The sequence below is a fragment of the Brackiella oedipodis DSM 13743 genome (assembly GCF_000621025.1).
Lineage (GTDB): Bacteria > Pseudomonadota > Gammaproteobacteria > Burkholderiales > Burkholderiaceae_B > Oligella > Oligella oedipodis.
Map to the genome: position 1 here is coordinate 462,614 of NZ_KK211206.1, position 13,249 is coordinate 475,862.

The window sequence follows — 13,249 nt, forward strand, 5'->3', positions numbered from 1 at the left end:
TTAATGAAAACCGCACAAGAATTACGCGTTGGCAATGTCGTACAACTCAACGGCGAGCCTTTAGTTGTCCAAAAAACAGAATTTAATAAATCAGGTCGCAATGCCGCTGTTGTCAAAATCAAATTCAAAAACCTCTTATCAGGCACCAACAGTGAAACTGTCCAAAAAGCCGATGAGAAATTTGACGTCGTGGTACTCGACAAAAAAGAATGCACGTATTCTTATTTTGCGGATCCTATGTATGTCTTCATGGACGAAGAATACAACCAATACGAAATCGAAAAAGAAAGCATGGGCGATACCCTAAACTACCTCGAAGAAGGCATGACGGTAGAAGCCGTCTTCTACGAAGGTCGTGCGATTTCTGTTGAGTTGCCAACCATTATTGTTCGTGAAATTACCTATACTGAGCCAGCCGTCAAAGGTGATACCTCTGGCAAAGTCCTCAAACCTGCCAAAATCGCCACGGGTTACGAAATTCAAGTGCCTTTATTCTGCAATATCGGTGACAAGATCGAAATCGATACCCGCACTAATGAATACCGCAGCCGCGTCATGTAATACTGCCCTGCCGTACAAAAAAGCCGTTAATACTAACGGCTTTTTTTGTGCTTGTTGATGGCCTTTTAGACATCAGGCAGCTGGGTATCTCAAGGCCATCTATGGATGTAGTGGCTGAAAAGATCGCGAGACGCTTTGGCCTTAAATTCATCAGTTCATAAATCATCAGTCCATCAGCACATAAAACAACCATTAGGACATTAGGCCACGCCTCCACTACCCCTTAGTCTCGGAAATTCGTAAAGGATAAAGGCTCCTCACTAAAGTCTTTTTTGAGTAAGGCGATGGTGTCTTGTAAGGTATCACGCTTACTGCCACTGACACGCACGGTGTCGCCCTGAATTGAGGCCTGCACCTTAAGTTTACTGTCCTTGATGTGACGCACGATTTTTTTGGCCAATTCTGAGCTCACACCGTTTTTGACAGTGACAAATTGCTTGACCTTATCACCGCCGATTTTTTCTTGTTTGCCAAATTCTAAAAAGCGCAAATCGACCTGACGTTTAGCCATTTTGTTGAGCAACACATCTTTGACCTGCTGCACTTTAAAATCGTCATCAGCAAAGATCAGCAGTTCATGGTCATTTTGTTCGACCCTGGCATCCGATCCTTTAAAATCAAAACGTGTACTGACCTCTTTGTTGACTTGATCAACGGCGTTACGCACCTCGTTGAGGTCGGCTTGACTGACTACATCAAATGAAGGCATCTACTTTTCCTCAAAAAAAGATTATTCAAAAACATCAATCACCGGCGTGATTAATTGTTGGTGTTGACTAAATTTACGGAGATTATCCAGGCTTAATTGTTGCATGGCAAGACGTGTTTCCTGCGTGGCGCTGGCAATATGCGGCGTCAAGACGGTATTGTCGAGCGCAAAAAAGGCGGGATTAATCCGTGGTTCATTTTGAAAGACATCTAAGCCCGCGCCAGCAATGCGATGAGTTTGCAGCGCTTGCAATAACGCCGCCTCATCAATCACTGAACCCCTGGCAATATTAATTAAAAAGCCTTTTGGACCCAAAGCCTCAAGCACCTCGGCATTGACAAGATTGGCCGTGGTCGCGCCCCCTACCGTCGCTACAAACAAAAAGTCCGCCCACTGCGCTAAGTCGCGTGCCTCGGCAAAATACTGATAATCGACATCGTCACGTTGATGGCGGTTATGATAGCCAATCTCACAATCAAAGGCTTGTACCCGTTTGGCGATATCTGCACCAATACTGCCTAAGCCCAAAATACCGACTTTTTTGTGATGCGCCGCTGTTTGATAGGGATACGGTTGGCTCCATTGACCTTGGCGCACAAAGCTATCGGCCTTGACGATGTCGCGACTGAGCGCCAACCACAACGCAATAGCCGCATCGGCCACACAATCATTGAGAACCTCGGGCGTGTTACTGAGCGCAATGCGACGCGAGCGCAAATACTCGAGATCATAATTATCAAACCCCACACCGACGTTGGCTATTAACTGTAAATTTGGCAAGGCCTCATATTGTGCTTGACTGACCTCGATGCCCGAGAAAGACACAATCGCATCGACGCTTTGCAGTTGCTCTGCGCTTAAGCCAGATAGCTGCTTAGGTTTGGCAAAAATTACGTGATAGTCTTGTTCTAGGGCTTGCTGAATGGTTTCAAATAACGGCGCTAAAACGAGCACAGTGTGAATGGTGTTTGGCATCAACGTCCTCCTATGAATACAGTCTGTGACGACAGACTAGGTATAACCCTAGCATGATCCACAAAGATTTTAAAACACGGTAGAATGGTTGTTTATGTTGTAAATTTTTGTGTCTTTTTATTTTAAATCCCTTTAGCTAATTTTTATTGCCATGTCCTTAATCGTTCATAAATATGGTGGCACGTCCATGGGTTCTATTGAGCGGATCCAAAATGTCGCCAAACGCGTTGCTAAATGGCATCGTGCCGGTCATCAGGTGGTGGTTGTGCCCTCTGCCATGGCGGGTGAGACCAACCGTTTATTAGGTTTAGCCGCAGAAATTTCAGAGACGCCCGATCGCCGCGAACTGGATATGCTGGCCGCCACTGGCGAGCAAGCCAGCAGCGCGCTCTTAGCCCTTGCCCTGCAAGCCGAAGGCGTGGCGGCTCGTAGTTACACCGGTTGGCAAGTCCCTGTCATCACTGACAGTGCCTACACCAAAGCACGAATCAAATCGATCGATGGCACTCGTATCATGCACGATCTTGACCAAAATAAAGTCGTGATTGTGACGGGTTTTCAGGGGATCGATGAGCAGGGTCATATCACAACGCTTGGCCGCGGGGGTTCCGATACCTCTGCCGTCGCGATTGCCGCCGCACTCAAGGCCGACGAATGCCTGATTTTTACCGATGTCGATGGTGTCTATACGACCGACCCACGGGTTGAACCCAAAGCTCGTCGCCTCGACAAGATTTCTTTTGAAGAAATGCTTGAAATGGCCTCACTGGGCTCTAAAGTTTTACAAATACGCTCGGTCGAATTCGCTGGCAAATACAATGTGCCCTTACGGGTCTTATCTTCACTGACGGCACCAGACATCCCTGTCGAACAAGAGCGCGTCTCTGGCACCTTAATTACAATCGAGGAACAACTCAAAATGGAAGCTGCAATCGTTTCAGGCATCGCCTTCTCTCGCGACGAAGCCAAAATCACTGTCTTAGGCGTACCCGACACCCCAGGCGTCGCCTTTTCTATCCTAGAACCGATAGCCAAAGCCAATATCGATGTGGATATGATTATCCAAAACCAATCGGTCGATGGCACCACGGATTTTTCTTTTACGGTCAAGCGTCAAGATCGCCAACAAGCCGTACAAATCCTCGACAAGGAACTAAAAGTCAACACCAAAACCATCCTCTCCGAAGAAAATGCTTGTAAAGTCTCGATTGTTGGCATTGGTATGCACTCTCATGCCGGCGTCGCCAGCAAAATGTTCAAAACGCTCGCTGATGAAGGCGTCAATATTCAAATGATCAGTACTTCTGAGATCAAAACCTCTGTGCTTATCGAAGATAAATACATGGAATTAGCGGTTCGCGCTTTACACAATGCCTTTGGCCTCGACAAAGAAGATGTGGTCTCTATCGAGGACTAAAGCCTACGCCACTATTTTCTGTATTTTTTAAAAAATTCTCGCTAGGGTCTGGCTTTTTTTAAAACTTTATAATATACTTATGAATTCACACGGAAACGTGGCCGAGAGGCTGAAGGCACTTCCCTGCTAAGGAAGCATACGGGCTTAAACCTGTATCGAGGGTTCGAATCCCTCCGTTTCCGCCAAATTTAGCATATACGTTGTTTGTTGCAGGTAGTTTGTTTAACGTAGTTTGTTTGGTTTGGTGTTTATAGTAGTCAGTGTCAATTGGGTACTATTTTCATGCATATTTAGTTTTCCTTTCCTTAGTGTGTTTTAAAATTTAGCTTTTAAAACGTGTCGTTTTAAAAAGTGTCGTTTTATAATTTAAGGTTTAAAGTTAAGGTTTAAAATCCAAGATCTAAAATTTAGGGGTAAATTTTAGATCTTATTTTTATCCTATTTAATTGGTTTTATAACTCCAGTAAAATTTTTAGATTCCCCCCTGATACAGAAGTTTGACTTCTCTATCAGGGGTTATTTTTTGCCGTAAATCATAGATTGTTGATCAACGACTTATCGCTGAATTTCACGACTAATACTACCTTCTCAAAACTTATCACTCGTAGTCCTGTAGCGCTAGCCCTCGTGCCGTGCTTGTTACTGACGTTCTGACGTTCATAAGCTACTTTTTAGTAGCTCCCCTCATAGAGCGCCCTTACCCTGAGGCGCTACAGTGCTACCACTCTCTAGACATTGAATCGCACATATTAACCCCTAAACACAGCTACCTTCCCTACTAAACCTCCCTACCTACAATGAGACTCAGCGATATTGGCCACCTGCTGCCATAGAATCTTGTCACACTGCACAGTCTTCAAGCATTGAATATTTATTATCATCAAAGCTCTGATGCATTGCGACACAAAAAATCCTTCTCTACAATTTTTAACTATAGTCAGCATTAACCACCACTATTTTCTTCTGTCATAAGGGCCACTTAATGAACAATTTTCGGACAGCGAACCCTTCTCTCACCAACACAAGCACAGACAATATCGATCCTCAACGTCGCCAACTCCTCAAAGGTAGTCTTGGCGCCACCTCTCTTTTTATGCTAGGCGGGGCGGGGACATGGGCGCTAACTCATGCAATAACGGCAACCGCCCAGAACTCAGACTCATACCCTGCAGATGCCGCGATCCAGACGCCAGTGCCGCCTACTCATACCGACAAAGTTACTGCTACGGCACAAGCCCGTCTGGCCTTACAACATGCCTTGCCTGCTTGGTGCGGCCTGACCTAATGGCGTCTAAGCCACCGTTGTAAAAAGGTTTTGTAAACAAGCTGTCATATAAAGCCTTTACACTGTGCTTTTTTACTATAGGGCACAGTGTCTATGAAAAACCCAAATAATCCTGAGTACGTGGATCCTGATGATATCGGCCACAACGACTCCTGTAACCCAAGTTTTCAGGCAGTGATCAATGATCGCATTAATGCCACCCGTCGTAATTTTCTAAAAGGCGGTATTGGGGCGACCTCATTATTGTTCTTTGGTGGCGTGGGCGCACTTGCCATGCAAAAATCCGCCCAAGCCGCAAGCGCTCCTCTTGCTGCTGAACAAAATGGTGCCAAAGCGACGCTAGACGGTCTTAAATTTAATTTCAATCCGGTCGCTAAGTCTTTGCAAGATATCGTCACCGTGCCAGACAATTATCAAGTCTCCGTCTTATACGCCTGTGGTGACCCGCTCTTTAGTCACGTGCCTAAATTCAAAAACGACGGTAGCGATAGCGATTTTGATAAACGCTCGGGCGACCACCATGATGGTATGGAATTCTTTGGTTTAAACGAACAAGGTCAAGCGGATAACGGCAATAGCGATCAAGGTATTCTGTGTATTAACCACGAGCACATCACTCAAGTCTTTATGCATAGCAATGGCGGTACGAATAACACCACGGGTGCTCAAGCCCGCCCCGCCAGCGAAGTCGACAAAGAGATCTTGGGTCATGGCCTAAGCGTCATCAAGATTCAAAAGAAAAACGGTCAATACCAATATGTGACAGATGATAAATACAACCGTCGCATCACTCCTCTCACGGCGGCTGTCCTAGAAGGTCCGGCCCAAGAAAGTGATTTAATTATCACCAAATTCAACCCATCGGGTAATAAATCTCAAGGTACCTTAAATAACTGTGCAACAGGCCGCACACCTTGGGGCACCATGCTCACCTGTGAAGAAAACTGGGCCGTCTACTTCCAACGCGCCAAAGAAAATAGCCACGAAAACGACCAAAACCGCTTACACGCGCTGGAGCGTTATGGCATTAAAGCCGGTCAAGAAGGCGGTTATGACGATTTATTCCGCTGGGCCAGTGCGGGCAAAGACGATCGTTATGCCCGTTGGAATTTGGATAACCTCGGAGGCAAGGCAAGCGAAGACTACCGTAATGAAGCCAACACCTTTGGTTACGTGGTAGAGTTCGATCCATTTGATGCTAATTCACTCCTCAAAAAACGTAGCGCCCTTGGTCGTTTTGCGCATGAAAGCGCGGTTTGTCCAGAACCTGTGGCTGGTCAACCTGTGGTCTTCTATATGGGTGACGACTCCAAAAACGAATATATATATAAGTTTGTCAGCGCGGCGAAATGGGATCCAAGCGATGCGAGCAAAGGCGTACAGGCCGGTGACAAATACCTCAATAAGGGCACCTTATATGCAGCCAAATTTAATGCCGATGGCAGCGCTGAGTGGCTACCTTTAGACATCGAACAAGACGCGATTAAGCATTACGACAAATATCACTTCAAAAACCAAGGTGATGTGGTGATTAATTGCCGTGTCGCGGCCGATGCCATGGGCGCCACTAAAATGGACCGTCCTGAATGGTGTAGTGTCAATCCACTCAATAATGAAGTGTATTTCACGCTCACCAACAACAGCAAACGCAGCGAAGACAAGATCGACGCCGCCAACCCGCGTTTTTATAAACAAGACAAAGACGGAGAGGCCCTCAAAGGCAATGTTAACGGTCATATTATCCGTATTGCCGAAGACAATAGCGACCCAACCTCAACCCGCATGAAATGGGATATTTATCTCTTTGGTTCGCCTGCTAGCGCCGACGCTAATGTCAATTTATCGGCGCTTAGCGACGACAACGATATGTCTTCACCCGATGGCTTGCGCTTTAATAATCGCGGTTTATTATGGATTCAAACTGACGATAGCGCCTACACCAATAAGAGTAACTGCATGATGTTAGCGGCTTTGCCAGGTCATGTTGGTGATGGTGGCAGCTATGAGTTCAACTCAGGGGCTAAGCAAGATCACAAAATCACCACCCAAAAAGGTAAAAACCCGAACGCTGACACCTTGCGTCGTTTCTTAGTGGGACCGGTCAATTGTGAGATTACGGGGATTGTCGAGACTCCTGACAATAAAGCCTTGTTTATTAATATTCAACACCCAGGTGAAGAAACTGCCAAAGCTGATATTGGTGATCCTAACAAATGGACTAGCCATTGGCCAGGCGGTCAAGGTCAACGCCCACGTTCAGCCACGATTGTCATCACTCGCAAAGACGGGGGTACCATCGCCGTCTAAGGCATGACCCTGAGCATGGTGGCTTATACCGCACCGTGCTCCAGCATGCTTAACCCTGCATAATCATACAGATGGATAGCAAATGCTATCGACTTTAAATTTAACCGCTAAGGTCAAATAACCTTAGCGGTTTTTTTTGCCCGCTGCTATCACTGCGTGAGTCGATAAAGGCTTTAAACAACAAAGGCTGATCTTTACTGTTGAAGGCTTTTGACTTGCTTGATGATATTGAGGTAAAAGTCACTCGCACGTTGTTCTGGATCCTTGTACTCAAACAAGCCTGCGCCTGTTTTGACACCCAATTGGTGGTGTTTTACCTTTTCGCTTAATAAAGGGCTGGCCTCTTGGCTTTGGCTGATTTGCGGTAAGAGATTATCGAGCACGGCCGACCAGACATCTAGGCCACCTAAATCGACCACTTCCAACACCCCCGTACGTGCAAAGCGCACCGCTGGGCCGTAAGTAAAGGCACGGCTAAGATCTTGGGGACTGGCCACCTCCTCCTCATACAGGGCTAAGGCTTCGCGCACTAAAGCGGCTTGCAGACGATTGGCAATTAAGCCCGCGACATTTTTGTGCACCCGCACGGTTTTTTTGCCGATTTTTTGTAGGAGCTGTTCGACCGCCTGCACCGTCTCTTCGGACGTAGGCGCAAAGTCCGATAGTTCCACTAAGGGGATTAAATGCCCTGGATTAAACCAGTGGCACTGTAAGCATCGCTGTTGCTGCGACTCAGAGAACGCGCCAATCACATCGAGCAGATTAAGACTCGAGGTATTGCTCGCCAAAATCGCATCATTAGGCGCCAATTGCAGTAATTGCGCAAATACCTCTTGCTTGAGATCAAGCTGCTCAGGCACGGATTCAATAACTAATTGAGCCTGCTCGACCGCCGCCTCAAGTTCGCTGGCGAGGTGAATGCACTGAGTCGCCTCTTGTACCTCTAGCTCTGCCAATAAGCCCTGCTCCTTGAGCAGGTTAAAGTCACTCTGCACCTTAGCAGGGATGGCGTCACGAACCTCATTATTCGGTTCATATACCGTCACAGTTTGGCCGGCCATGGCAAAGCTTTTGGCAATGCTCAGTCCCATGGTGCCGCCCCCTAAAATCGTAATGCGCTCAATCGCTCTCATGTTTACTCCCTAGCTAAAAACACCTATTTCTTAAGTTCTTATCCTAGATAAGCCAAGCCCCTAAGTCGACCTAGGGTAAACCCTGAAAGTGTTGTAAAAACTACTCATATTTAATATGAATTTCAGTAATTTTAGGAAAAATATATGACAGCTATTGAAGTTTTTAATAATTAAAATGATAATGGTTACCAATTAAAAACATAATATTTTATTACAATTTTAATACTTAAGAAAACTATGTCACAAATAAAACTCAATACCACCCTCAAGGCGGCTCTCTCTGGCCTCGCCCTCCTCTCTCTACCACAAGTCATTTTCGCTCAAGAAGCAGACTCTAACGTTAAACGCATGGACAACATCGTTGTGACGGCTTCAGGTTCCGAGCAATTGATTGAAGATGCACCTGCCTCTATTACAGTGGTCAGTCGTCAAGACCTCGAGAAAAAGTCCTTTAATGATATTACCGACATGCTAAGAGATGTACCGGGCGTTAGCATCACGGGTGGTGGTAGTCGTAGTGACATTAGTGTACGTGGTATGTCGCCACAATATACCTTGATTTTGATTGATGGTAAGCGTCAATCCTCTCGTGAAACTCGCCCTAACTCCGATGGTCCAGGGATTGAACAAGGTTGGATGCCACCCCTCGAAGCGATTGAACGTATCGAGGTGGTGCGTGGTCCGATGTCTTCACTCTATGGTTCAGAAGCCATGGGCGGTGTAATTAACGTCATTACCCGTAAAGTCCCAGAAAAATGGAGCGGTAGCTTGCGTGGTGAAGCCACTATCCAAGAAGACCGTGATTCTGGTGATATCTTCGGTGGTAACTTCTTCTTAGGCGGCCCATTAATCGACAAAACCCTCGGTTTACAAATCTATGGCAAAAAACAATACCGCCAAGAAGACGATATTATCGGTGGCTTTAACCGCCAAGATACGACGTCCGGTACGGCTAAACTCTCCCTTAAAGCTGGTGACGATCACGACTTTGGTCTAGAAATGTCTCGCACCTTACAAGATCGTGACTCTATGACGGGTAAATCAACGGCCGAAGTTGATCCGCGCAATGGTCGTCGTTATGAAGACTCTAAGAGCCGTTATTCTCGTAACAATTACTCTTTGAGCCATAATGGTCGTTGGAGTGATATTTTCAGTACAGATTCTTATGTACAGTACGATGAGACCGAGAACCCGGGTCGTAGCATGAAGTTACGTAACACTGAAGCCGAGACCAAAGGTAATTTATTACTCGGTTCTCATGCCTTAACCTTTGGTGCTATGTACCAATACGAATCCCTCGGTGACCAAGGTAACCAATACGATAAGTCCTTGGACAAAATCACACGTTACCAATGGGCACTGTTTGCTGAGGATGAATGGTCAATCACAGACAACTTTAGTCTCACCGGTGGTGCGCGTATGACCCACGACGAGAACTATGGTTCACACTGGACGCCACGTGCTTATGCGGTTTGGCATATCGTGCCTGAACTCACCCTCAAAGGCGGTGTGTCTTGGGGCTTTAAAGCACCGGGCTTGCGTCAATCCGTCGGTGGTTGGGGTCAAATCACTGGGGGTGGCGGTGTACCCGCTATTATCATGGGTAACCCAGATCTACAACCAGAGAAATCTGTCAGTGAAGAAATCGGCTTTATCTGGAATCCAATGGCCGAGATCAGCACCAGCTTGACCTTCTTTAATACTGACTACAAAGACAAAATCTCTGAAGTTCGTCGTTGCCAAGACAAGAAAAACTTGCCAACTTGCCACGTCGAGCCGGGTGACAAAGGTTATAAATTCATTAGTGACCGTGTCAACGTCGATAAAGCTGTGATGCGTGGTGTCGAAGCGACCGCTAACTTCCAAATCTATGATGAGTGGAGTCTCAAAACCAACTATACCTACACCTACTCTCGTCAGAAATCAGGAATTAACTCAGGTCGTCCACTGAACAAAAACCCACGTCACATGGTCAATGCCTCTTTGGATTACGACCCACGTGAGGACTTAAACCTCTGGACCCGCGTCAACTTCCGTAGCCGCACCAGTGAGTACCTCAGCCGTACGACCATGTCTGATGCTACTCCTTCATTCACCTTTGTGGATTTAGGTGTGAACTACAAAATCAGCAAAAACTTTGATGTTGGTTTGGGTGTTTATAACGTCTTTGATAAACGCGTAACCTCTGAGGACTTTGACGCTGTTTACGATGGCCGCCGCTACTGGGCCCAAGTGACTGCGAAGTTCTAAGTCAAGAAAGCAAAAGCGCTCCAGCGGGAGCGCTTTTTTTGTGCCTTTACTGGTTTTTTACTGGGTTTTTACTGGGTTTACTGGCTTGTACCCGTTCTTTTTTAAGCTTTCCAGGCCTTTATGACTAGCCTTTACTAGTCTTTACTAGCCTTTTCAAACGCATCTCGCCCTGCTTGCACAACTTGCACTGCTCGCACTTCCCGTACCCCTCGCTCCTCTCGCTCCTCTCGCTCTTATCACTCTTTTCGCCTTTCTTGTTCTTCTTACTTTGCTTTCTTTACTTGCTCTTCTTATCTATTTGCTTCGTCCCATCTTATTTATCTTGACCTGCATGCTTGTTAATCTTGTCTAAACTTCAAACGCGCTGATGACTTTTTACACTCTTTGCCGGCATCAGGCACCGTCCTACTCAAGTAGTCGGTGTTAATAGCGCTAGCGTCTGCTTACTGTTTAGTCTCAAGTGTAGCCTGTGTTGGCTCATATAAATGACTAGGAATAAAAAAGCGTGCTACTAAGCCAGACAAGAAATACGCCACCGCTAAGACCATAAAACCCAGTTTGAAGGAGCCCTGATCGGCCAATGTGCCCACCAAAATCGGCCCAAATACTGAAATACTCTTACCTGCTGTCATGACCGAACCCACCGCCGTACCCCGAAACTGCCCGGGAAAGCTTTCTGTCATATAACTGGCCATGATTTTGTAGCTGCTACCGGCAAAAACCCCAAAAATGAGTGCAAAATACAGCACATTGTAGGTATGACTTAGGTAGGCCATCATGGGCAAGCACACCGCACTGATTATCGCGGCCCAAAAATACACAATGTGAACCCCCAGCTTATCGGCGCTATAGCCCGCCACAAAGGCCGCGATCACCATCGTGACACTAAACATCATCATGTATTGCGTCATGAGACTATAGGGCACGAGCATAATTTTTTCGAGGAAATACGGCATCCATAAATTAACCCCATAATAGGCCAGTTGCAGACAACCACAGCTTAGTACCCAAACGATAAAAATCCTCCGCGTTAAGGTGGGCCGTTTAAGCGCTGCAAAAAAATCCTGTTGTTGCTGTTTAATGGCTCGCGATTGCCGCTGTAGCGCCTGCCACACCGGCGTTTCTGGTAGCAACCAAGGCAAGGCGATGCCCAGAACTATCGGCAGGGCCGTCACAAAATAGACGACCCGCCAGCCTTGCGCCTGCATGAGTTGATTGGCCAGAAAGGCAGCCATAACATTGCCCGCAGTTAAGCCACTCATGAGCATAGCCATCGATAAGGTACGTCGTTGCGCAGGCACCGATTCCGACAAATAAGTCATGCAGGTCACTAAGACCATGGCCATGGCGACATCCCCCAGAAAGCGACCTAACAAAAAGCCCATATAGCCTTGGGCAAAGCCCAATAAGGCCGTAAAGAAACTACACGCTATCACACCTAGACTTAGGACAGGGAGGCGACCCCATCGATCACAAAGCCAACCACCCACAAACGTGCCCGTCGCCAAACCTATCATAGACCAGGTGCCAATCGTGCCCATTTGTGCCGTGCTCAGGCCAAAGTCCTCCTGAATTGCCTTCATACTGAAAGAATAAATACTATAGTCCGTGCTCTCGATCATCATGCACAAAAAGGTGAGGATGATTTTGCGCCAATAGTGCTGATCAATCGTGGTGGCGGGCATTGAATTCGACATAATAATGATAAAAAAAATTGACTAAATGCTGATTGATTGCGGGGATTATGCTTAGTAAATACTTACACTTACTAAATACGTGCTCAACACGGGCTGAATACTTGATGAATCCATGTTATCGGTTTAACTGGCGCTTGACTCAGACTCGCAAGTTCCACTAGGACGACGAGACCCTAACGCGCGTTGACGCTAGACAGACTTACACCGTATTCAGTGAGCAGGCATCAAGCAAAAAATGTAAACTATATTTACATTCTTAACAATATTTTTTAGGATTTTTGCATGAGTACAGCCACTATTCACTATCGCGGTCAACTCCGTACCGAGGTGACCCATAACCAATCAGGCACGCATTTTCTCACCGATGCTCCGACAGACAATCATGGTCAGGGGCAATATATTTCACCATCGGATTGTGTGGCGAGCGCGCTGGCTTCATGTATCCTAACTACGATTGGCATCAAAACTGTCAACTCCGATCTAGACATCGACGGTGCCTATATAGACGTCACTAAAATCATGAATCCTGAGCCGCGTCGCATTAAGCGCCTTGAGTTACAGATTTATATGCCCGCTAAACTCGACCAAAAACAACGCCTCATCGTCGAGCGTATTGCTGAAACCTGCCCCGTGGCCTTAAGTATTCATCCCGATATTGAGCAGGACTTACAGTTTAATTACAATCTCTAAAGAAACCTTGAGCATACCCATAGCAAAAAACTGAAGGCAAAAAGAAGAAGGTAGGAAGCAGAAGGCACTGTCACCTCAACAGCGAGCAAGAGCAGTGCCGACCTGTGTTTTTTCACAGAAGGCAGCCTGAGGAACTCGGCAACTTGCCGCTCGGTCTATTGTCAACCTTAACTAAGCTCATGTTAAAATAGATGAATTAAGATTAGCTAAGCCTAATCGAGGCCT

At 46.5% G+C, this 13,249-nt stretch carries 10 protein-coding genes and 1 tRNA gene; 7 read left to right on the forward strand and 4 right to left on the reverse strand.

The features are described from left to right. Nucleotides 1-3 precede the first annotated feature (3 nt). Nucleotides 4-561: an elongation factor P gene (gene efp / locus Q335_RS0108545; RefSeq protein ID WP_028358262.1), complete on the forward strand. Its 558-nt coding sequence runs from the start codon at nucleotides 4-6 to the stop codon at nucleotides 559-561. Between the two features lie 223 nt (nucleotides 562-784). On the opposite strand, the gene Q335_RS0108550 is transcribed toward efp, so the two are convergent. Together Q335_RS0108550 and Q335_RS0108555 are read right to left on the reverse strand one after the other, a co-directional pair. Further along, nucleotides 785-1,270: a YajQ family cyclic di-GMP-binding protein gene (locus tag Q335_RS0108550; protein ID WP_028358263.1), complete on the reverse strand. Its 486-nt coding sequence runs from the start codon at nucleotides 1,268-1,270 to the stop codon at nucleotides 785-787. Nucleotides 1,271-1,291: 21 nt separating this feature from the next. After that, nucleotides 1,292-2,245 carry a 2-hydroxyacid dehydrogenase gene (locus Q335_RS0108555; RefSeq protein WP_028358264.1) on the reverse strand — a complete coding sequence of 318 codons (954 nt, stop codon included), beginning with the start codon at nucleotides 2,243-2,245 and terminating at the stop codon, nucleotides 1,292-1,294. A gap of 151 nt (nucleotides 2,246-2,396) precedes the next feature. Between Q335_RS0108555 and Q335_RS0108560 the strand changes: the two genes are divergently transcribed. From Q335_RS0108560 to Q335_RS0108575, 4 genes are all read left to right on the forward strand, one after another. After that, the gene (locus Q335_RS0108560; protein ID WP_028358265.1) at nucleotides 2,397-3,662 is read left to right on the forward strand and encodes an aspartate kinase; all 1,266 of its coding nucleotides are present in this window, start codon (nucleotides 2,397-2,399) and stop codon (nucleotides 3,660-3,662) included. 91 nt (nucleotides 3,663-3,753) lie between these two features. Continuing rightward, nucleotides 3,754-3,847, forward strand: a tRNA-Ser gene (locus Q335_RS0108565). A gap of 797 nt (nucleotides 3,848-4,644) precedes the next feature. Beyond that, entirely contained in the window at nucleotides 4,645-4,947 is a 303-nt protein-coding gene (locus Q335_RS0108570) for a hypothetical protein (RefSeq protein WP_028358266.1), read from the forward strand. Nucleotides 4,948-5,040: 93 nt separating this feature from the next. Next, complete coding sequence (locus Q335_RS0108575) at nucleotides 5,041-7,254, forward strand: PhoX family protein (protein WP_038369696.1); 2,214 nt, start codon at nucleotides 5,041-5,043, stop codon at nucleotides 7,252-7,254. 194 nt (nucleotides 7,255-7,448) lie between these two features. On the opposite strand, the gene Q335_RS0108580 is transcribed toward Q335_RS0108575, so the two are convergent. Continuing rightward, a complete protein-coding gene (locus Q335_RS0108580; RefSeq protein WP_038369697.1) occupies nucleotides 7,449-8,387 on the reverse strand; it encodes a 3-hydroxyacyl-CoA dehydrogenase family protein in 939 nt (312 codons plus the stop codon). A gap of 237 nt (nucleotides 8,388-8,624) precedes the next feature. Between Q335_RS0108580 and Q335_RS0108585 the strand changes: the two genes are divergently transcribed. Continuing rightward, nucleotides 8,625-10,637, forward strand: coding sequence for a ligand-gated channel protein (locus Q335_RS0108585; RefSeq protein WP_028358269.1), 2,013 nt, complete (start codon nucleotides 8,625-8,627; stop codon nucleotides 10,635-10,637). Between the two features lie 443 nt (nucleotides 10,638-11,080). Here Q335_RS0108585 and Q335_RS0108590 read toward each other — a convergent pair whose 3' ends face one another. Continuing rightward, nucleotides 11,081-12,334: an MFS transporter gene (locus Q335_RS0108590; RefSeq protein WP_028358270.1), complete on the reverse strand. Its 1,254-nt coding sequence runs from the start codon at nucleotides 12,332-12,334 to the stop codon at nucleotides 11,081-11,083. A gap of 282 nt (nucleotides 12,335-12,616) precedes the next feature. On the opposite strand from Q335_RS0108590, the gene Q335_RS0108595 reads away from it, so the two are divergent. Beyond that, a complete protein-coding gene (locus Q335_RS0108595) occupies nucleotides 12,617-13,024 on the forward strand; it encodes an OsmC family protein (RefSeq protein ID WP_028358271.1) in 408 nt (135 codons plus the stop codon). Nucleotides 13,025-13,249 lie beyond the last annotated feature (225 nt).